The 18,510-nt window shown below is 68.7% G+C and carries 16 protein-coding genes and 1 tRNA gene; 12 read left to right on the top strand and 5 right to left on the bottom strand.

The window, feature by feature from the left end:
• Positions 1-423: 423 nt before the first annotated feature.
• The gene (locus ACSP97_RS17300) at positions 424-1,719 is read left to right on the top strand and encodes a hypothetical protein (RefSeq protein ID WP_440558188.1); all 1,296 of its coding nucleotides are present in this window, start codon (positions 424-426) and stop codon (positions 1,717-1,719) included.
• Between the two features lie 251 nt (positions 1,720-1,970).
• Here the strand turns inward: ACSP97_RS17300 and ACSP97_RS17295 are convergent, their stop codons facing one another.
• Complete coding sequence (locus ACSP97_RS17295) at positions 1,971-2,441, bottom strand: ArsI/CadI family heavy metal resistance metalloenzyme (protein WP_355321652.1); 471 nt, start codon at positions 2,439-2,441, stop codon at positions 1,971-1,973.
• A 78-nt stretch (positions 2,442-2,519) separates the two neighbouring features.
• On the opposite strand from ACSP97_RS17295, the gene ACSP97_RS17290 reads away from it, so the two are divergent.
• The 5 genes from ACSP97_RS17290 to ACSP97_RS17270 all read left to right on the top strand — a co-directional run bounded on the left by ACSP97_RS17290 (position 2,520) and on the right by ACSP97_RS17270 (position 6,693).
• Positions 2,520-2,927, top strand: coding sequence for an ArsR/SmtB family transcription factor (locus ACSP97_RS17290; protein ID WP_435643453.1), 408 nt, complete (start codon positions 2,520-2,522; stop codon positions 2,925-2,927).
• Positions 2,928-2,950: 23 nt separating this feature from the next.
• On the top strand, positions 2,951-4,012 hold the full coding sequence (arsB, locus tag ACSP97_RS17285; RefSeq protein WP_440558446.1) for an ACR3 family arsenite efflux transporter: 1,062 nt from the start codon (positions 2,951-2,953) through the stop codon (positions 4,010-4,012).
• On the top strand, positions 4,005-4,418 hold the full coding sequence (locus ACSP97_RS17280) for an arsenate reductase ArsC (protein WP_355321657.1): 414 nt from the start codon (positions 4,005-4,007) through the stop codon (positions 4,416-4,418). Before arsB ends, ACSP97_RS17280 begins: the two co-directional genes overlap by 8 nt.
• Positions 4,419-4,605: 187 nt before the next feature.
• Positions 4,606-5,016, top strand: a complete 411-nt coding sequence (locus ACSP97_RS17275) for a PIN domain-containing protein (RefSeq protein ID WP_440558445.1) — start codon at positions 4,606-4,608, stop codon at positions 5,014-5,016.
• Between the two features lie 1,158 nt (positions 5,017-6,174).
• Positions 6,175-6,693 (top strand): YfbM family protein, encoded by a 519-nt coding sequence (locus tag ACSP97_RS17270; RefSeq protein ID WP_355321663.1) that lies wholly within the window; start codon positions 6,175-6,177, stop codon positions 6,691-6,693.
• A gap of 551 nt (positions 6,694-7,244) precedes the next feature.
• Here ACSP97_RS17270 and ACSP97_RS17265 read toward each other — a convergent pair.
• A tRNA-Gly gene (locus ACSP97_RS17265) sits at positions 7,245-7,318 on the bottom strand.
• A gap of 543 nt (positions 7,319-7,861) precedes the next feature.
• On the opposite strand from ACSP97_RS17265, the gene dcd reads away from it, so the two are divergent.
• Entirely contained in the window at positions 7,862-8,437 is a 576-nt protein-coding gene (gene dcd, locus ACSP97_RS17260; protein WP_146465110.1) for a dCTP deaminase, read from the top strand.
• 13 nt (positions 8,438-8,450) lie between these two features.
• Complete coding sequence (locus ACSP97_RS17255; RefSeq protein WP_440558184.1) at positions 8,451-8,948, top strand: phosphoribosyltransferase; 498 nt, start codon at positions 8,451-8,453, stop codon at positions 8,946-8,948.
• Between the two features lie 87 nt (positions 8,949-9,035).
• On the opposite strand, the gene ACSP97_RS17250 is transcribed toward ACSP97_RS17255, so the two are convergent.
• Entirely contained in the window at positions 9,036-10,148 is a 1,113-nt protein-coding gene (locus ACSP97_RS17250; RefSeq protein ID WP_355528592.1) for a YIP1 family protein, read from the bottom strand.
• Positions 10,149-10,201: 53 nt separating this feature from the next.
• Entirely contained in the window at positions 10,202-11,683 is a 1,482-nt protein-coding gene (locus ACSP97_RS17245; RefSeq protein ID WP_440558182.1) for an FG-GAP and VCBS repeat-containing protein, read from the bottom strand.
• A 256-nt stretch (positions 11,684-11,939) separates the two neighbouring features.
• Here ACSP97_RS17245 and ACSP97_RS17240 point away from each other — a divergent pair, with 256 nt between their 5' ends.
• A complete protein-coding gene (locus ACSP97_RS17240) occupies positions 11,940-12,263 on the top strand; it encodes an antibiotic biosynthesis monooxygenase family protein (RefSeq protein WP_355528588.1) in 324 nt (107 codons plus the stop codon).
• A gap of 94 nt (positions 12,264-12,357) precedes the next feature.
• Here the strand turns inward: ACSP97_RS17240 and ACSP97_RS17235 are convergent, their stop codons facing one another.
• A complete protein-coding gene (locus ACSP97_RS17235) occupies positions 12,358-14,640 on the bottom strand; it encodes a (Fe-S)-binding protein (RefSeq protein ID WP_355146244.1) in 2,283 nt (760 codons plus the stop codon).
• A gap of 219 nt (positions 14,641-14,859) precedes the next feature.
• Between ACSP97_RS17235 and ACSP97_RS17230 the strand changes: the two genes are divergently transcribed.
• The 3 genes from ACSP97_RS17230 (at position 14,860) to grpE (ending at position 18,492) form a co-directional block, all read left to right on the top strand.
• Positions 14,860-15,891, top strand: a complete 1,032-nt coding sequence (locus tag ACSP97_RS17230; protein WP_355146242.1) for an MraY family glycosyltransferase — start codon at positions 14,860-14,862, stop codon at positions 15,889-15,891.
• 94 nt (positions 15,892-15,985) lie between these two features.
• Positions 15,986-17,821, top strand: a complete 1,836-nt coding sequence (gene dnaK / locus ACSP97_RS17225; protein ID WP_146465117.1) for a molecular chaperone DnaK — start codon at positions 15,986-15,988, stop codon at positions 17,819-17,821.
• The gene (grpE, locus tag ACSP97_RS17220; RefSeq protein ID WP_355146240.1) at positions 17,818-18,492 is read left to right on the top strand and encodes a nucleotide exchange factor GrpE; all 675 of its coding nucleotides are present in this window, start codon (positions 17,818-17,820) and stop codon (positions 18,490-18,492) included. Before dnaK ends, grpE begins: the two co-directional genes overlap by 4 nt.
• The last annotated feature ends 18 nt before the right edge of the window (positions 18,493-18,510 follow it).

Here is an 18,510-nt window from a genome sequence, read left to right as displayed (position 1 = left end):
CGAGCGCCTGTCTGCCTCACGGGGATCAGACTAGGGCCTGCGGGTGACGGGCCCCGTGCCCCGGTGACCCGGACGCCGGCCGGCTCGCAGGAGCGTCACCGACGACGCGGATTCACCCCGCTGCTGTCCCGTGGCCCACCGGCCCTCCGGGCAGTCACGGAGACGACGTCAGCGCTCACGGCAGCCGACTCCGGGCGCGGGCGGAGCTGCACTGGTGGACGACCATCGATGCAAGTCGTCACTGTTCCACCGCACTTGGGCATCGCGAAGTCGCGCGCACGCTTCCAAACGCCCCGCGTTCCTACTGAGTGGTGGATATAAAGATGGCGGCCGGGCGGGCGTTCCGTAGGGGTTCCGCCGTCTCGAAAGCGTCAGGGGTGGGGATCGAGAGTGTTGTTGCGGAGAATATGCAGATGGGTCACCGTGGCCGGCGTAGCCGCCGCGTTCGGCCTGGGAGGTGTGACAGCCGCGCAGGCCGCGGACCAGCCGGAGGTCACCTATGCCGGTAGCGTGTCGGACGACCTCGGGATCCTGCAGATCAATGCCCGGTCCGGGGCCGACATCAGGGACATCACGGCGCACCTGGTCTCGTACACCTCGCAGACCGGGGTCGCCAAGATAGGGACCGAGGACTTCCGTCTCTTCTCCGGCACTCGCCAGGACGGCGTCTGGCGCACCAAAGAGCCCTTGAAGTTGCCGGAGTTCGGCCAGTACCGGATCGACGTGGACGTGACGGACGCCGATGGCGGCCACGTTTCCCGTCGGTCCGCGGGGGACTTCGCCTACTACGTCGTGGCGCAGTTCGGCGCGCTCACCGTCGACCGCACGGCCATCGACCGGGACCACCGTGACGTGCAGGTCGAGGGGACGCTGTACGGGCGGTGGCCGACCCGTCAGGTGAAGCCTCTCGCGGCACGCCACGTCGATATCGATGTCGACTACTGGACGCAGACCACTGTGACCACTGACGCCCAGGGGCACTTCACCGCCTCGGTGCGGCTCGACGCCGCCGCGCCCATCCAGGCGGTGTTCAGAATGGACGGTGGCACGCCGCCGGTGCTGTACGGGGAGTCGGAGACGGTTCAGATCGGTGTCGATCAGGTTCCCACCCGTTTCACGTCCACGGTGAGCGCGACCGACGTCGACTTCGGCCAACCGGTCACGCTGAGCGTCAAGGTGGAACAGAAGACCGCGGACGGCTGGGTGCCCCTGGCCGGGCGCTCCGGAGGCGTCCTGTTCGGCCCCGACGATGCGCAGACCGACCTCGTGGGCCGCTTCACCACCGCTGACGACGGCACATTCACCATGGACTACACGCCGTGGCAGGGCGGCTACTTCCAACTTGCCCTGGACACCTCGGACGACCCGTTCCTCCAGGCCGGCACCGGTACGAGCGACGTCGTCCACGTGCACCGGGCTTCGAGATTCACGTCCTTCACGACCGCCCGCTCCGACACGGAACACGTTCACGCGGAGGGCCTCATCGACTTCCCCGACGGGTGGACGCCCGGCTCGATCAACGTCCACATCCAGTACTCGCCCGACGGCGTGAACTGGTCGACGCTCACCACGGTCGAGGCAACCTGGGGCGGTAGCGGCAACGATTTCGCCGCGGACCTCGACCAGAGCGGCGCCGGCTACTACCGAGCCGTGTTCGACGCAGACGCCAACTTCCAGTCGGCCACCTCGCAGACGGTCTTCGTACCGGCGTCCGACTAGCGCCTGGCGTCACATGAACTCGGTCGGCGAGTCATGCTCCGGGGACACGTCCCCATCGGCCGCCGGTCCGGACACGCAGAGTGATCGTTGCGCGCATGAACAAGGCCCAGGTCGCCGACCTGGGCCTTGTTCATGCGCGTCCGTTTGTTCAGCGGAAGTCGTCGGCAGGACTCCCCTGAACGGTGGTGACCGTCGCCGAATGAGACGGAAACTGAGACGGCCGGCCGTGGGCTACCAGGCCGTTCGGATCCCTAGCCGCAGGCGCACCCGGCCGCTACAGGGGTCTCCTCGGTGGCCTGGCTGGTGCAGCAGCCGTCACCGGTGGCGTCGGGGTCGGCGCTCCTGCCGAGGCTGTCGGCGTCGGCCTTCACGACGTAGACCTCCCACGGCTCCTTGCCGGGGCCGTGGACCCACACCTTGTCCTGGAGCGCGTAGCAGCAGGACGTGTCGTTCTCCTCGAAGGTGGCCAGGCCCGCGTCCTTGAGCCGGGTGGTGGCGGCGTTGACCTGGTCGGTGGACTCGACCTCGACGCCGAGGTGGTCGAGGCGGGTCTCCTCGCCGGGCTCACCCTCGATCAGCACGAGCTTGAGCGGCGGCTCGGTGATGGCGAAGTTGGCATAGCCCTCGCGCCGCTTGGCCGGTTCGGTGCCGAACAGCTTCGAGTAGAAGGTGATCGACGCTTCAAGGTCACTGACACGCAGGGCGAGCTGAGCGCGAGACATGACGGGCTCCCATCCGGTTGCATTGATGTCTGTCGATGCAAGATTGTGTGCTGGATCGAAGGCTGTCAACATAGAGGTATGTCGAATCAAGAGCTGGTGGTGCTCGGTCAGAGCGATGACGCCGGAGCGTGCTGCCCTGGGCTGCTGACCGCTCCCCTGGACGAGGGCCAGGCCGTGGAGCTGGCGAAGGTGTTCAAGGCGCTGGGTGATCCCGTGCGGCTGCGCCTGCTGTCGATGATCGCCTCCCGGGCGGGCGGCGAGGTGTGCGTCTGCGACCTGACCCCGGCCTTCGAGCTGTCCCAGCCGACGATCTCGCACCACCTGAAGCTGCTGCGGCAGGCGGGCCTGATCGACTGCGAGCGGCGCGGCACCTGGGTCTACTACTGGCTCGTCCCGGAGATGACCGACCGTCTCGCCGGGATCCTGACCCGTCCGGCCGGTGAGCCGCTGCCCGAGCGGACCGCGCCGGCCGGAGCCGCCTCGTGAGCACTGCCGTGCCCGAAGGGAACGTGGCCCGACGCCTGTCCTTCGTCGACCGCTACCTGGCCGTATGGATCCTCGCGGCCATGGCCGTGGGCCTCGGTCTGGGCCGTCTGGTACCGGGCCTGGGTGACGCGCTGGCCAAGGTGACCGTGACGGGGGTGTCCCTGCCGATCGCCTTGGGACTGCTCGTGATGATGTACCCGGTGCTGGCCAAGGTGCGTTACGACCGCCTCGACACCGTCACCCGCGACCGCCGCCTGTTGCTGCCGTCCCTGCTGCTCAACTGGATCGTAGGCCCGGCGCTCATGTTCGCGCTGGCGTGGCTGTTCCTGCCGGACCTGCCCGCCTATCGCACCGGCCTGATCATCGTCGGCCTGGCCCGCTGCATCGCCATGGTCGTCATCTGGAACGACCTCGCCTGCGGCCACCGCGAAGCCGCCGCCGTCCTGGTCGCCCTGAACTCCGTCTTCCAGGTCATCGCCTTCTCGGCACTGGGCTGGTTCTACCTCTCCGTCCTGCCCGGCCGGCTCGGCCTGCAACAGACCGGCCTGAACGTGTCGGTTTGGGAGATCGCCCGCAGCGTGCTCATCTTCCTCGGCATCCCGCTCGCGGCCGGCTACCTCACCCGACGCATCGGCGAGAAGACCAAGGGCCGCACCTGGTACGAGTCCAAGCTCATCCCGCGCATCGGTCCCTTCGCCCTGTACGGACTGCTGTTCACGATCGTCGTCCTCTTCGCCCTGCAAGGTGACGCGATCACCTCACAGCCGCTGGACGTCGCCCGCATCGCCCTGCCGCTGCTGGTCTACTTCGGCGTCATGTGGGCCGGGTCCATGGCTCTGGGCCGTGCGGTCGGCCTCGACTACTCGCGGACCACGACGCTGGCGTTCACCGCTGCGGGCAACAACTTCGAGCTGGCCATCGCCGTCGCCATCGCCACCTTCGGCGCCACCTCCGGGCAGGCCCTCGCCGGCGTCGTCGGCCCCCTCATCGAGGTGCCCGTCCTCATCGGCCTGGTGTACGTCGCCCTGTACGCCCGCCGCTGCTTCCCCGCCCCCGCACCTCAGGAAGATTCAGCCCTTGTCTGACACCGCCGCCCCGTCCGTCCTGTTCGTCTGCGTCCACAACGCAGGCCGCTCACAGATGGCCGCCGCCTTCCTCACCCACCTCGCCGGCGCCCGCGTCCAAGTCCGCTCCGCAGGCTCCGCTCCCGCCGACACCGTCAACCCGGCGGTCGTGGAAGCGATGGCGGAGGTGGGCATCGACATCGCGGCCGAAGTGCCCAAGGTGCTCACGGTGGAGGCGGTCCAGGCGTCCGACGTCGTCATCACGATGGGCTGCGGCGACACCTGCCCCGTGTTCCCCGGCAAGCGCTACCTCGACTGGCAACTCCCCGACCCGGCCGGGCAAGGCGTGGAAGCGGTTCGCCCGATCCGTGACGAGATCGAAAAACGCATCCGCGACCTGGCCGATGAGATTGCTCCGGTGAGCTGACGGTCGCCTCTGAGCCGCCCGGTCCTCATCGCCGTACAGGGCGACGTGAAGCATTGCGGCGGCCGCCGGTTCCGGAAGCCCATCGTTCCGTGCGACCCGGCCTGCTCGGTCGACGACACGTTCCGCCTGACGGCGCGCCCGGTCCGGTTGCGCGGCCGACGGGGCGACCGCCGATACGTCCGGCCTTCTGGCGGCCCTGGACTCGGCTCACCCGGAACACCGGGCGGCGAACGAGGCCATCGTGGCGGCGGGCCTGCTGGTCATGTCCCCGCTCCTGCTGGCCGACCTGGATCACGTGGCGACGCGTGAGCTCGGCAGGGAGGCCGCCCTCAGCGCTGTCGACGACCTGCGGCGCTGGATGAGCCGGGGTCGTGTCGTCCTGCCGGAGATCACGGAGGACCACCTGGGCGCAGCCCAGTCCGTCCGTGTCCGTTACCGCGCGCTGGACCTCGACCTCGCCGACGCGGTGAACGTGGCGCTTGCCGCCGACTACGACACGGACGCGATTCTCACCCTCGACCGACGAGACTTCCGGGCCGTACGCCCGCTGGGCCGTTACAAGGCGTTCCGGGTACTCCCCGACGACCTCCCGCTCTGACGCAGGGCCCCGGCGGTCAAGAGCCCGCTTCCACAAGGGGCTTGTGCCCGCCCACGCAGCATCGGCCCCTCAATGAACAAGCCCCAGGCCGCTGACCTGGGGCTCCAAAAGAGCGGGTGACGAGAATCGAACTCGCGCTCTCAGCTTGGGAAGCTTGGGTGCTTCGGCCAGGGTTGCCCTGTTGGCCTGCGGCGGAGCGCCTCGGCTCCCAGCCTGCCCACCGCTTTGGTACCCGCTGTTCCCCGTGATTCCCCGCACGACCTGGCACGCATCTGGCACGGCCGTTCCAGAGAGGACTGTTGGCCCACTTTGAGCACTCGCGGTGGAGTGGTCCATATATGCTCGGCGCGTCGTCAGTTGAGACTAGGGGCAGGAGTTTGGGGTTCGATTCCCCTTGCGCCCTTCCTCGTACTCGCTTCGGCCGCGTTGGCACTGAGGTTCGTTGCACTGGTCCTAGGAAGCACTACGTCAGGTAACGCAACTGCCCGCGCTACTCGAAGGGGGAGCACCATGAGCAAAATGCGAAAGTCACTTGAGGCCGTTCTGATGGTGGCCGCGGCGGTCGCAGAAGGTTCCGCAGCTGGTCTGCTGCTTCCTGTCTGAGCTGACGACCGGAAGGGCCTCGATGCCGGCGGTCGGCATCAAGGCCTTCGCTGTGTCTGAGGTGACGCAGTTTGGGAAGCTGCGGGCATCCCGGGCCCGTTGCAGCCCTGACCTGGAGGGACAGCTGGACAGTGGCCTCGTCGGCGTCAACCGACTTCGCCGTGGTTCCCCGCTGCATCTGGTGCGCTTGTGGTGCAGCGGCGTTGTCAGTACCCGCCAGTACTCTTCGGGGCGTTGGGTCGGTCTGCTGCCGTGGTACGGCGAGAGCGCGACCAAGGGGGGTGGCTCAGAAGAGGTCCCCGAGCCGCGTCGGTCCGGGAGCTCGTGAAGCTTCGATACCACCCCCCTCCAAAGTCCCTGTAGGCGTGCACGCTTTCCAACTGTGGTGGTGGGGTGTGTGCAGGGGGCGTTTACCTGGGTTCGTGGGCGGCTCGCGACCCAGGTTGGAACCGGCACGGCGGCTCAGATGAACATTGCTGAACGAGGCTGAACGAGACGGAAACTGAGACGGTCTGCCCGCCCACCGCTGTCAGAGGCCTCGTCTAGTCTCCGGCCATGAGCATGATCGGTGAGTACCTGCGCGTTACGGCTGCTGAGCTCGGCCGGGCGATTCAGGACCCTGACTGGGCGCTGGATTTCGCCGAAGAGGTCCAGGACGCCGAGGAGGAGTCCGAACCTGCGCCGACCGAAGCGCGTCATTTCAGCACGTCCAAGACCTGGGACATGCTGGGCTTCCTCTTGACGCGTGCCGACTTCCCGGTGGACGTCATCCATGGTGAGGAGCCGTTTGCCGAGGATGAGGACTGGGGTTACGGGCCGCCGAGGTACCTACGCTCGGAGCGGGTGGGTCTTGCCGCGCGGGCGCTGCGTGCCACCACGTATGACCAGCTGGTTAGCGGCGTGAATCCGGCCGACCTGACTAAGGCTGCTGTGTATCCCCTGGCTGGGGTGTATCCCCTCGGATGGGATGAGCCTGGAGCGCTTGAGTGGGGGCGTCACTGGTACGACGGCCTGGCGCAGTTCTTCGGGGCTGCCGCGGCAGCGGATGACGCCATGCTCGTGTGGCTCGACTGATCGCCTCTCTGCACGATCGGGCACGGACGGGGCACGGACGACTTCTGATCTTCCTCAACTCTGCTTCACGGATGAGCACCTGCGTGGGTACGCGAAGCACCGTCTCTGAGTAGGGGAAGAGCGGTCGTCGACTGTCATCGTTGAGCACCCCCGCACGGCCCAGAGACGGCCCGGGCATGAGCTCACCTCCAGTCCGCTCAGAGCGGAGAGTGAACTCGAAGCCTGTGGTGAGCGCCATCACACATGCGATCATCACAAGCATTGCCAGATGCGTGTGGGGGCGACATGAAGGCCAAGGTAGCGCTGAGTCCTACGGCTGGAATTACAAGCAGCCTCGTGGCAGTCCTGCTGCTGGCGGGTTGCGTTGGGTCGAAGCAGGACCGCGATCAGTAAAACCCAAACCACGCTCCTGTACCTAGGGGTCGGTGGCTCCGCTCTTGCGACTTCGGTGCAGCCGCCTGCCTGCCGACTTAGGGCACACAGGGGGCACGCCGCCCCGAATTGGACCAGACAACAAACAAACCCCAGGCCACTGACCTGGGGTTTTTCTCTGGAGCGGGTGACGAGAATCGAACTCGCGCTCTCAGCTTGGGAAGCTGATGTTCTACCATTAAACTACACCCGCGTAAGTACGGACAAAGCCCCCGAGAGGGGTCCGTGTCCGACGCTCGCTCACTGTACCTCATCGCAGGCCCTCGGTGCTCGGACCCGGGGGCCTGAGCGGGTTTCAGGGTGGGGATCCGGCTGCGGCGGGCGGGAGTTGGGGCGTACGGTGGAGGTGTGGGGGAGGGTCCCGAAGGGGCCGGAGTGCCGCCTGGAGAGTCGTCTCTTTGATCCCGTAATGTGGCTTTTGTCGTCGGGTTGGTCAGCCCGACGAGGCTCTTGGGGAAGGGACTTAAGGGACTTGATGGAACGCACCGTCGTCCGCTGTGCGGATGGGCACGTCTTCAGCACCGCTTCGTTCCCGATGCAGCAGGCCGAGCGGCTCGGCCCCGGTCGGCTCATGAGGTGCCCCCGGTGTGCCCGGCTCCGCAGCGTCGTACCGGTCGCCCTGGAGAAGCAGGGGTAGAGGCAACCGCACGGGACCGGCTGTAGTCGGCCCGTCACCACCGGCGCGCGGAGTCGTCACGATTGTCATGGCTCCGCGCGCCTTGCGTATCCTCGCTACGTGCTTCTCTCAGACAAGGACATCCGGGCCGAGATCGACGCCGGGCGGGTGCGCATCGATCCCTATGACGAATCCATGGTGCAGCCGTCGAGCATCGATGTCCGGCTGGACCGTTATTTCCGGGTGTTCGAGAATCACCGGTACCCGCACATCGACCCCTCGGTCGAGCAGCCCGACCTGACCCGGCTCGTGGAGCCCGACGGGGACGAGCCGTTCATCCTGCACCCGGGGGAGTTCGTGCTCGCCTCGACGTACGAGGTCATCTCGCTGCCCGACGATCTCGCCTCGCGGCTCGAGGGGAAGAGCTCGCTCGGCCGGCTCGGGCTCGTCACGCACTCCACCGCCGGGTTCATCGACCCGGGGTTCAGCGGACACGTCACCCTGGAGCTGTCCAACCTCGCCACCCTGCCCATCAAGCTCTGGCCCGGGATGAAGATCGGGCAGCTGTGCATGTTCCGGCTGTCCTCGCCCGCCGAGTTCCCGTACGGCAGTGAACGGTACGGGTCGCGGTACCAGGGCCAGCGCGGGCCGACCGCCTCGCGGTCCTATGTCAATTTCCATCGGACCCAGGTGTGAGGGCATTCAGATCATGAGTGACGTGCGGGAGAACCTGTCCTACGACCAGTTCGGCGGCGCCGTCCGCGAGCTGGCGCAGATCATCGCGGACGACGGCTACCAGCCGGACATCGTGCTCAGCATCGCGCGGGGCGGCGTGTTCGTCGCGGGCGGCCTCGCCTACGCGCTGGACTGCAAGAACATCCACCTGGTGAACGTCGAGTTCTACACGGGCGTGGGCACCACCCTGGAGATGCCGGTCATGCTGGCGCCCGTGCCCAACGTGATCGACTTCTCCGACAAGAAGGTGCTGATCACCGACGACGTCGCCGACACCGGCAAGACGCTGAAGCTCGTCCGCGACTTCTGCCTCGACACCGTCGCCGAGGTCCGCTCCGCGGTGATCTATGAGAAGTCCCACTCCCTCGTGAAGTGCGAGTACGTGTGGAAGCGCACGGACGACTGGATCAACTTCCCGTGGAGCGTGGAACCGCCCGTGGTGAAGCACGACGGCCAGGTCCTCGACGCCTGAGGACACCGGCCACCCGGACATACGGAAAGGGCCCCCGGCTTCGCGGCCGGGGGCCCTTCCGTATGCGAGGGGGGGAGCCGATCGGGACTAGAACGTGCCCAGCTTCACGATCGACAGCAGCGCGATCAGCTGGATCGCCGACGCGCCCAGCGCCCGGGGCCAGGGCAGGTCGTGGGAGCGGGACACCATCAGGGTGAGCAGGGCGCCCGCGCCGAGCCAGGTCGCCCAGCCGAGTATCTGCACGAAGCCGGCGTCGCCGCCGAAGAACATGGCGAAGACCAGGCGGGGCGCGTCCGTGAGGGCCGTGATCAGCATGGACAGGCCCACCGTGGGCTGCCAGGCGCCGTCGCCGCCGAGCTGGCGGGCCAGGGTGTGGGTGACCACGCCCAGCACGAACAGGCCGAGCACCATCACGATCGCCGTGATCAGCACGATCGGCACCGCGTTGGACAGCGTGGCGCCGATGGCCTCCTTGCGGGCGTTGTCGAAGCCGAACACGGCGAGCAGGCCGTACAGGAAGGTCACGATCAGGGCCGGGCCCCACATCGAGTAGTCCCGCATCCGCAGGAAGGTCTGGTCGGGGGCGAGGACGACGCCCCTCAGCAGCTCCTTCCAGTGCAGCGGCGGGCCCGTCGGCGCGGCGGGCGCGGCGGCACCGGCCTGGTAGGTCGCGCCCTGGGTGTACGCGGCGGCCTCGTCGATGGAGAAGGCCTGGGTGTGGCCCGCGTTGTTGGCCGCGTACGGGTCCGGCGCGCCGTGGCCGTGGCCCGCGTAGCCGTCGTCGAAGTACTCCGGGCCGTCGTCCGCCTGGCCCTGGTAGCCGTACGGCGACCGCCCGCCCTGCTGCGGGTACGGTGCGTGCCCGTACGGCGGCTGCGGCGGCTGCGGTGCCGACGGGTAGCCGTGCGGGGCGCCCGAGGGCCGTCCCGCGGGCTGCCCGTACGAGGGGCCCGCGCCCTGCCCGTACGGCTGCCCGTGCTGACCCTGCTGCCCGTACGGCGACGGCCCCCGCCGCCCGCCCGACGGGCCGGGCCGGCCGTACGACGGGCCCTGCGGCGCCTGCTGTCCCTGGGGGGTGCGGTCGTCCTGGCCCCCACGTCCGATCCTGAATCCAGCCACGTCATCGAACGTACCTGGTCCCGGAGGGCCACGTGCCGGGCCCGGGCGTCCGGGCCCGGCATTGCGGCCGACCTGTGACATCCCCTAAGGGATGGTCCGCCGTATCCCAGGGATCACTGGGGGTTTGGACCGTCTCAGTCGGCGAAGACCGAGCCGAACTGGGGCATGCCGCTGGTCGAGATGCCCGCGGCGGACGCCGACACCGCGCGGGAGCCGGTCGTCGTGATCTTCGTGCCGGTCGACGGCAGGTAGGTGACGGCGCCGTCGCCGCCGTTCTCGTACGAGCCGATCAGCAGGTCCGCCTTGCCGTCGCCGGTGACGTCGTCCAGCTTGACGTCGGTGCCGAACAGGTCGTTCTTCTCGTCGGCGCCGGGGACGCCCGCGGTGCTCTGGGCGAAGGCCTGGGCGCCGGAGGAGGTGTTCACGCCCGACTTCGAGCCGTACAGCACGGTGACCATGCCGGTGTTGCTCACGCCGGAGATGTCCTCCTGCGGGGTGGTGACGACGAGGTCCTGGTAGCCGTCGCCGTTGATGTCGCCGAGGTCCAGTTCCCAGCCGAACGCGTCGCCCTTCTCGGAGCTGCCGGGGACGTTGCCGGTGTTCTGGGTGATGGCGGTGGTGCCGGCCGGCCCGGAGGCGGACCCGTAGGTGACGCTGACCTTGCCGCCGTTGGCCGCGTCCGGTATCGCCTTGCCGTCGCTGCCGGTGGCGTCCCAGTCGGCTCCGCTGACGATGTCGCCGTAACCGTCGCCGTTGATGTCGCCGATGGCGGTGATGATGCCGGGCTTGAGCGTCTTGGCGGCCGAGGCGTTGAGGCCGCCGGCGGTGCCCGGCAGCCAGTAGTTGGTGTTCCAGCCGTTGCCGGTCTTCGTCTCGAAGCCGTCGACCACGAGGTCGGTGCGGTGGTCGCCGTTGACGTCGCCCGCGGTCAGGTTGATCGGGCCGTAGGGGCTGGTGCCGGAGGCCGACTGGATCGGCGCCTTGACGGTGGTGCGGCTGCCGGGCTTGCCGGCGGTGGTGAAGCCGCCCCGGTAGAGGTAGAGGGTGCTGGAGCTGCTGCCGACGACCAGGTCGGCCTTGCCGTCGCCGTCGAAGTCGCCGGCGGCCAGGCTCTGGCCCCAGTAGTCGTGGGAGCCGGGCGCCGGGTCGGGGACGTCGGCGGCCTTGCCGGTCAGACCGCTCTTGGAGCCCCACAGGATGGCGACGGCGCCGCCGTCGGTGTCGGTGCCGACCTTCTCGTCGGGGGTGCCCACGGCGAGGTCGTCGTAGCCGTCGTGGTTGAAGTCGGCGTAGGCGAGGTCGGCGCCGAACATGTCGCCGGCCTCCGCGGTGCCGGGGACGCCGCTGGTGTTCTGGGAGATGACCGTGCGCTTGGCGGCGGAGACACCGGTCTTCGAGCCGTACAGGACGACGACCTGGCCGGCGCCCTTGTGGCCGCTGACGTAGGCGGTGGCGGCGGAGGTGGCGAGGTCGCCGATGCCGTCGCCGTTGAAGTCGGCCTTGGCGACCCTGGTGGAGTCGGCGGCCGTGGCGGGGGCGGAGGCGAAGGTGAGCAGACCGCCCGTCAGCGCGGCCGCGGTGGCCGTCGCGAGGGCGAGTCGGCGGTGCGTGTGCATGCGTTCTCCTGGCATGCGGGGGATGCCCGGTGGGCATCCGCGGTCGATGGGTGCGGACCGTCCGCGCCCCCGGGGTTCCAGCCGTTCGCAGAGCCCTGCTCCGGGGTGCGCGTGGGCGGTCGGCGATCAGGAGACCCGCCGTGGTGCGCGAGGGTTGCGCGTGGGTTCGGTAAATACCCGGTAAGTGTGTGAGGCCCGTGGCGAGTTACCGGGTGCCCCTGCGGCGGAGCCGGGCGGGCAGGCGCAGGATGGTGTCATGAGCGTAGTGAAGATCAATGTGCTGACCGTGCCCGCCGAGCAGCGGGAGGTCCTGGAGAAGCGGTTCGCCTCGCGGGCCCACGCCGTGGAGAACTCCGACGGCTTCGAGTGGTTCGAGCTGCTGCGGCCGGTCGAGGGCACCGACCAGTACCTCGTCTACACCCGCTGGCGGGACGAGGAGTCCTTCCAGGCGTGGATGGAGGGACCGATGAAGGCCGCACACCAGGGCGGCGCGGAGGGCGACCGTCCGAAGCCGGCGGCGTCCGGCTCGACCCTGTGGTCCTTCGACGTGGTCCAGCAGGCGGCCCCGAAGCAGGCCTGACGACACCCGCCCTCGATACGCGACAACGCCCCCTGCCTGTGCGAAGCAGGGGGCGTTGTGGTTCCCGGAAGGGCCGGGGTGGCCGTGGGGGCCGTTACTTCACCGGCTCGGGCTCCGGCGCCGTCTCGGACTCCGAGGCGTCCGTCGGGTCGGCCGGGGTCTTCACCGAGTCCAGCAGGAGCTGGGCGACGTCGACGACCTGGATGGACTCCTTGGCCTTGCCGTCGTTCTTCTTGCCGTTCACGGAGTCGGTGAGCATGACGAGGCAGAACGGGCAGGCGGTGGAGACGATGTCCGGGTTGAGGGACAGCGCCTCGTCCACGCGCTCGTTGTTGATGCGCTTGCCGATGCGCTCTTCCATCCACATCCGCGCGCCGCCGGCGCCGCAGCAGAAGCCGCGCTCCTTGTGGCGGTGCATCTCCTCGTTGCGCAGGCCCGGGACCTTGCCGATGATCTCGCGCGGGGGCGTGTAGATCTTGTTGTGGCGGCCCAGGTAGCACGGGTCGTGGTAGGTGATGATGCCCTCGACCGGGGTGACCGGGACCAGCTTGCCCTCGTCCACCAGGTGCTGGAGCAGCTGGGTGTGGTGGATGACCTCGTAGTCGCCGCCGAGCTGCGGGTACTCGTTGCCGAGCGTGTTGAGGCAGTGCGGGCAGGTGGCGACGATCTTCTTCGCCGACTTCGGCTTCCGGGACTCCGCGGTGACCTTGCCGTCGTCGTCCAGCTCCTCGCCGAACGCCGTGTTCAGGGCCATCACGTTCTCCATGCCGAGCTCCTGGAACAGGGGCTCGTTGCCCAGGCGGCGGGCGGAGTCACCGGTGCACTTCTCGTCGCCGCCCATGATCGCGAACTTGACGCCCGCGATGTGCAGCAGCTCGGCGAAGGCCTTGGTGGTTTTCTTGGCGCGGTCCTCCAGGGCGCCCGCGCAGCCGACCCAGTACAGGTACTCGACCTCGGTGAGGTCCTCGATGTCCTTGCCGACGACCGGGACCTCGAAGTCGACCTCCTTGGTCCACTCCAGGCGCTGCTTCTTGGCCAGGCCCCAGGGGTTGCCCTTCTTCTCCAGGTTCTTGAGCATCGTGCCCGCCTCGGACGGGAACGCCGACTCGATCATGACCTGGTAGCGGCGCATGTCGACGATGTGGTCGACGTGCTCGATGTCCACCGGGCACTGCTCGACGCAGGCGCCGCAGGTGGTGCAGGACCACAGCACGTCCGGGTCGATGACGCCGTTCTCCTCGGCGGTGCCGATCAGCGGGCGCTCGGCCTCGGCCAGGGCGGCGGCCGGGACGTCCTTCAGCTGCTCCTCGGACGCCTTCTCCTCGCCCTCCATGGTCTTGCCGCCGCCGGCCAGCAGGTACGGCGCCTTGGCGTGCGCGTGGTCGCGCAGCGACATGATCAGCAGCTTCGGGGAGAGCGGCTTGCCGGTGTTCCAGGCGGGGCACTGCGACTGGCAGCGGCCGCACTCGGTGCAGGTGGAGAAGTCCAGCAGGCCCTTCCAGGAGAACTGCTCGACCTGGGAGACGCCGAAGACGTCGTCCTCGCCGGGGTCGGTGAAGTCGATCGGCTTGCCGCCCGAGGTCATCGGGAGCAGCGCGCCGAGCGAGGTCTCGCCGTCGGCGTTGCGCTTGAACCAGATGTTCGGGAAGGCGAGGAAGCGGTGCCAGGCCACGCCCATGTCGGTCTTCAGGGCGACCGTGATCATCCAGATGAAGGAGGTCGCGATCTTCAGGCCGGCGAAGAAGTAGGTGAGGTTCTGGAGCGTGCCGACGCTCATGCCCTTCAGCCAGGCGACGACCGGGTACGAGATGAAGAAGGAGGCCTCGTAGCCGTCGACGTGGTGCTGGGCGCCCTCCAGCGCGTGCAGCATGAAGATGCAGACGCCGACGATCAGGATGACGGCCTCGACGAAGTACGCCTGGCCGAAGTTGGAGCCGGCGAAGCGGGACTTGCGGCCCGGCTTGTTCGGCTTGCTCAGCTGGCGGATGGCGATCAGCACCAGAATGCCGAGCGTCGTCATGGTGCCGAGGAACTCGACGAAGACGTTGTACGGCGCCCAGTCGCCGATGACCGGCAGGAGCCAGTCGGCCTTGAAGAGCTGCCCGATCGCGTTGACGATCGTCAGCAGCAGGGAGAAGAAGCCCACCGCCACGAACCAGTGCGCCACGCCCACGACGCCCCAGCGGTTCATCCGGGTGTGGCCGAGGAACTCCTTGGCCACGGTGATGGTGCGCTGTCCGGGTTCGTTGGTCCTGGTCCCGGCCGGCACCGGCTGGCCGAGACGCATGAAGTTGTAGATCTGGAGGAGGGCGCGGCCGAACAGTGCCACGCCGACCACGATCAGGACCAGCGACACGATGATCGCGGCGAGTTGCATTGGGGCTCCTGAGGGCGGCCTCGAATTAACCGAGCAACATTACTAAGCGGTAACTTATGTAGTCCTCTGAGACTACCCCTATCTTCCGTCGCGATGCAGGGGAGCGCGGGGTGATATGGGTCGCTGAGGGGTCGCCCATCGTGTCCCGCCGATCACCCCTCGGGCAATCTGATCGTGTTATTCATCCCGAATTGCTACTTTCACCCCTACCTTAGAGCCGTGCTCTACGGGATCGCCGCGGCCACCGCCGCCCTGCTGCTCACCGCCGTACTGGCGGCACTGCTCCGGGTGCCCGCGCTGCGGGCGGGGGTCGTCGACCGGCGCTGCCGGCGCCCCCTTCCGCTGTTCGGCGGCCTCGCCGTCGTCGTGGTCACCTGCCTGGTCGCCTGGACGGGTGAGTGGACCCGGGTCGCCCCTCTGGGGGACGGGGTGGGCAGGCTCCTGCTGGCCGCCGCGGCGGTCGCCGCGCTCGGGCTGGTCGCCGACGTCTGGCGGCTGCGCGGCCGGGTGGTCGTCGCGGGTACGGCGGTGGCGGCGGCCTGTGTGGTGCCGTACGACGAGACCGGGGTGGCCGGGGGTGCGCTCGCCGTCGGCTGGATCGTCGTCGCCTCCCTCGTCTTCCGGGGGCTCGACCACGCCGACGGGCTGGCCGGGACGGTCGGCGTGGTCACGGCCTTCGGCGCCGGGGCCTGCGCCGCCATCGAGGTGATGGACGGACTCGCCGTGGTGCTGAGCGTGTTCGCCGCCGCCCTCACCGGCTTCCTGATGCACAACTGGCACCCCGCGCGGGTCGGCCTCGGCGCCTGCGGCTCGCTGTTCTGCGGGTTCCTGCTGTCCGCCTCGGTCGTCTTCACGCGCGCGGGGTACGCGATCGGGCCGAGCGCGGCGGTGGCGTTCTGCCTTGTCGCCGTCGCCGTCGCGGACGCCGCCCTGGTGGTGCTCGTCCGGCTGCTCGGCCGGCGCCCCGTGCTGCGGCGCGGGCCGGACCACCTCGCGCACCGGTTGCGGCGGCTCGGGCTCACCCCGCCCGGGGCGGTGGTGCTGCTCGGGTTCTGCTCCTTCGTCACGGTGGTCGCGGGAGTGCTCGTGCACATGGGGTGGGTGGGGGAGAAGCCCGCACTGTGGGTGGCGGGAGGGGCCGTGCTGCTGGTGCTCGTGCTCCTCAGGGTGCCGGTTCGCATCCCCGTTCAGCAGCCTCGCCGTATGGCGTCGACGCAGGTCAGAAGCCAGTTGCGTGTAAGGAACGGATAAGACTTGAGCCTGGTTAACTCAGGTCTGTTGACCCAGCGGGCCCGCTCGTGCACACTTGAGTCTGTTCCACTCAAGTCAGCTGGAGGAATCAACCATGGCACGTGCGGTCGGCATCGACCTGGGCACGACTAACTCCGTCGTCAGCGTTCTGGAAGGCGGCGAGCCCACCGTCATCACCAACGCCGAGGGCGCCAGGACCACGCCGTCCGTCGTCGCCTTCGCGAAGAACGGCGAGGTGCTCGTCGGTGAGGTCGCCAAGCGGCAGGCCGTCACCAACGTGGACCGGACCATCCGGTCCGTCAAGCGTCACATGGGCACCGACTGGAAGATCGCGCTGGACGGGAAGGACTTCAACCCGCAGCAGATCTCCGCCTTCATCCTGCAGAAGCTGAAGCGGGACGCCGAGGCCTACCTGGGCGAGAAGGTGACCGACGCGGTCATCACCGTCCCGGCGTACTTCAACGACTCCGAGCGCCAGGCGACCAAGGAGGCCGGCGAGATCGCCGGTCTGAACGTGCTGCGCATCGTCAACGAGCCGACCGCCGCCGCGCTGGCCTACGGCCTCGACAAGGACGACCAGACGATCCTCGTCTTCGACCTCGGTGGCGGCACCTTCGACGTGTCCCTGCTGGAGATCGGCGACGGCGTCGTCGAGGTGAAGGCCACCAACGGCGACAACCACCTCGGTGGTGACGACTGGGACCAGCGCGTCGTCGACTACCTGGTCAAGCAGTTCCAGTCCGGCCACGGCGTGGACCTGTCCAAGGACAAGATGGCCCTCCAGCGCCTCCGCGAGGCCGCCGAGAAGGCCAAGATCGAGCTGTCCTCCTCCACCGAGACCTCGATCAACCTGCCCTACATCACGGCGTCCGCCGAGGGCCCGCTGCACCTGGACGAGAAGCTCACCCGCGCCCAGTTCCAGCAGCTGACCGCCGACCTGCTGGAGCGCTGCAAGACGCCGTTCCACAACGTCATCAAGGACGCCGGCATCTCCATCAACGACATCGACCACGTCGTGCTCGTCGGTGGCTCCACCCGTATGCCCGCCGTGGCCGAGCTCGTCAAGGAGCTGACCGGCGGCAAGGAGGCCAACAAGGGCGTCAACCCGGACGAGGTCGTCGCCATCGGCGCCTCGCTCCAGGCCGGTGTCCTCAAGGGCGAGGTCAAGGACGTCCTGCTGCTCGACGTCACCCCGCTGTCCCTCGGCATCGAGACCAAGGGCGGCATCATGACCAAGCTGATCGAGCGCAACACCACGATCCCGACCAAGCGCTCCGAGATCTTCACCACGGCCGAGGACAACCAGCCGTCCGTGCAGATCCAGGTCTACCAGGGCGAGCGCGAGATCGCGGCCTACAACAAGAAGCTCGGCATGTTCGAGCTGACCGGTCTGCCGCCGGCGCCGCGCGGCGTCCCGCAGATCGAGGTCTCCTTCGACATCGACGCCAACGGCATCATGCACGTCACGGCGAAGGACCTCGGCACCGGCAAGGAGCAGAAGATGACCGTCACCGGCGGCTCCTCGCTGCCGAAGGACGAGGTCGACCGCATGCGCGAGGAGGCCGAGCGCTACGCGGAGGAGGACCACAAGCGCCGCGAGGCCGCCGAGACCCGCAACCAGGGCGAGCAGCTCGTCTACCAGACCGAGAAGTTCCTCAAGGACAACGAGGACAAGGTCCCCGGCGAGGTCAAGACCGAGGTGGAGTCCGCCGTCGCCGAGCTGAAGGAGAAGCTCAAGGGCGAGGACACCGCCGAGATCCGCACCGCCACCGAGAAGGTCGCGGCCGTCTCGCAGAAGCTGGGCCAGGCCATGTACGCCGACGCCCAGGCCGCGGGTGCCGCCGCCGGCGGTGCCGGTGAGGCCAAGGCCGACGACGACGTCGTCGACGCCGAGATCGTGGACGACGAGCGCAAGGACGGTGCCGCGTGACGGAGGAGACCCCGGGCTTCGAGGAGAAGCCCGACGTCCCCTCCGGCGCCACCCCTGACGACGCCGAGCCGAAGACCGCCCCCGAGGAGGGGGCGGCCCCGGCCGGGGACGCGAACGCAGACGCCGGTCTGGTCGCCCAGCTGGACCAGGTGCGCACCGCGCTCAACGAGCGCACCGCGGACCTCCAGCGCCTCCAGGCCGAGTACCAGAACTACCGCCGCCGGGTCGAGCGGGACCGGGCCACGGTCAAGGAGATCGCCGTCGCGAACCTCCTGTCCGAGCTGCTGCCCGTGCTCGACGACATCGGCCGCGCGCGGGAACACGGCGAACTGGTCGGCGGCTTCAAGTCGGTGGCCGAGTCGACGGAGACCGTGGCGGCCAAGCTGGGCCTGCAGCAGTTCGGCAAGGAGGGCGAGCCCTTCGACCCGACCATCCACGAGGCCCTGATGCACAGCTACGCGCCGGACGTCACCGAGACGACCTGCGTGGCGATCCTGCAGCCCGGGTATCGCATCGGCGAGCGCACCATCCGCCCCGCGCGGGTGGCCGTGGCCGAGCCGCAGCCGGGCGCGCAGGGCGCGAAGCCGGAGAAGGCGGGCAAGGCCGAGGGCGCCGAGGAGAAGTCCGAGGCGGCCGACGACAAGGAGAACGGTGGCCCGGAGGAGGGCTGACGTAATCACTTCAGACGG

Origin of the sequence: Streptomyces sp. SCPE 10, assembly GCF_051980735.1 — a bacterium.
Classification (GTDB): Bacteria; Actinomycetota; Actinomycetes; order Streptomycetales; family Streptomycetaceae; genus Streptomyces; species Streptomyces misionensis.
Note: the sequence above shows the minus strand (reverse complement) of the source record. Positions and strands in the feature narration are given on the sequence as shown.

What these genes read in the sequence shown, in the direction of transcription:
- ACSP97_RS17270 (WP_355321663.1), top strand. Translation starts at nt 6,175, where the DNA reads ATGAGCATGATCGGTGAGTACCTGCGCGTTACGGCTGCTGAGCTCGGC.
- ACSP97_RS17235 (WP_355146244.1), bottom strand. Translation starts at nt 14,640, where the DNA reads ATGCAACTCGCCGCGATCATCGTGTCGCTGGTCCTGATCGTGGTCGGC.
- ACSP97_RS17250 (WP_355528592.1), bottom strand. Translation starts at nt 10,148, where the DNA reads ATGTCACAGGTCGGCCGCAATGCCGGGCCCGGACGCCCGGGCCCGGCA.
- ACSP97_RS17255 (WP_440558184.1), top strand. Translation starts at nt 8,451, where the DNA reads ATGAGTGACGTGCGGGAGAACCTGTCCTACGACCAGTTCGGCGGCGCC.
- ACSP97_RS17295 (WP_355321652.1), bottom strand. Translation starts at nt 2,441, where the DNA reads ATGTCTCGCGCTCAGCTCGCCCTGCGTGTCAGTGACCTTGAAGCGTCG.
- ACSP97_RS17245 (WP_440558182.1), bottom strand. Translation starts at nt 11,683, where the DNA reads ATGCACACGCACCGCCGACTCGCCCTCGCGACGGCCACCGCGGCCGCG.
- dnaK (WP_146465117.1), top strand. Translation starts at nt 15,986, where the DNA reads ATGGCACGTGCGGTCGGCATCGACCTGGGCACGACTAACTCCGTCGTC.
- ACSP97_RS17240 (WP_355528588.1), top strand. Translation starts at nt 11,940, where the DNA reads ATGAGCGTAGTGAAGATCAATGTGCTGACCGTGCCCGCCGAGCAGCGG.
- ACSP97_RS17290 (WP_435643453.1), top strand. Translation starts at nt 2,520, where the DNA reads ATGTCGAATCAAGAGCTGGTGGTGCTCGGTCAGAGCGATGACGCCGGA.